Origin of the sequence: Actinoallomurus acaciae, from assembly GCF_042429965.1 — a bacterium.
Classification (GTDB): Bacteria; Actinomycetota; Actinomycetes; order Streptosporangiales; family Streptosporangiaceae; genus Actinoallomurus; species Actinoallomurus acaciae.
Genome location: NZ_JBHLZP010001090.1, coordinates 1 through 1132 on the forward strand (window position 1 = coordinate 1; position 1132 = coordinate 1132).

The following is a 1132-nucleotide window of genomic DNA, read 5'->3' on the forward strand; positions in this document are numbered from 1 at the left end:
CGCCCGCACCACCCGGGTCTACCTGGCCCTGTCCGTGGCGCTCGGGGGAGCCACGGCCGGGCTGGTCATCGCGCAGGCCACGCTGCTCGCCGACCTGATCGGCCGGGCGTTCCTCGGCGGCGCGTCACTCGCCGCGCTGCGCACGCCCCTGCTGCTCCTGCTCGGCGTCGTGGCGGGCCGGGCGTTCGTCGCGTGGCTACAGGAGGTCGCCGCGCACCGTTCGTCGGCGGCGGTCAAGTCGCAGCTGCGCGGGCGGCTGCTGGCCCAGGCCGTACGGCTCGGCCCGGCCTGGCTGTCCGGCGAGCGCGGCGGGGAGCTGGCCACGGTCGCGACGCGGGGCATCGACGCGCTGGACGGTTACTTCTCCCGCTACCTGCCCCAGCTCGTCCTCGCCGTCATCGTGCCGCTCGCGGTCGGGGTGCGGATCCTGTCCGGCGACTGGCTGTCCGCGCTGATCATCGCGCTGACGCTGCCGCTGATCCCGGTCTTCGCGATCCTGGTCGGGCTGTCCACCCGGGCGAAGATGGACCGCCAGTGGCGGACGCTGTCGATGCTCGCCGGCCACTTCCTCGACGTCGTCGCCGGACTGCCGACGCTGAAGGTGTTCGGCCGGGCGAAGGCGCAGGCGCGGACCGTGCGCGAGGTCACCGACCGGTACCGCCGGGCGACCATGGCCACGCTGCGGGTGGCGTTCCTGTCCGCGCTGGTCCTCGAACTGCTCGCCACCCTCTCGGTCGCCCTGGTCGCCGTCTCGATCGGGCTTCGGCTGGTGAACGGGGAGATCGGCCTGCGGACCGCGCTGCTCGTGCTCATCCTGGCGCCGGAGGCGTACCTGCCACTGCGGCAGGTCGGCGCGCAGTACCACGCGAGCGTCGAGGGCCTCACCGCCGCAGAGCGGATCTTCGAGGTCATCGAGACTCCGGCGCCCGCGGCCGGGAGCCGCGCCGACGTGCCGGACCCGGCCCGCGCGACGATCCGGCTGCGCGGTGTCACGGTGGGGTACGCGCCCGCGCTCGCGGACCTCTCGCTGACCGTCCATCCCGGCGAGACGGTCGCGCTCACCGGGCCGAACGGCGCCGGCAAGTCCACGCTGCTCGCGGTCCTGCTCGGCTTCGTACGGCCGGACGCCGGG

Annotated in this window: 1 protein-coding gene; it reads left to right on the forward strand. The window is 74.7% G+C overall.

Features of this window, described 5'->3' with window-relative positions; all coding sequences use genetic code 11:
• On the forward strand, positions 1 to 1132 hold a 1132-nt coding region (gene cydD / locus ACFFNX_RS50725; RefSeq protein WP_378213664.1), incomplete at both ends, for a thiol reductant ABC exporter subunit CydD.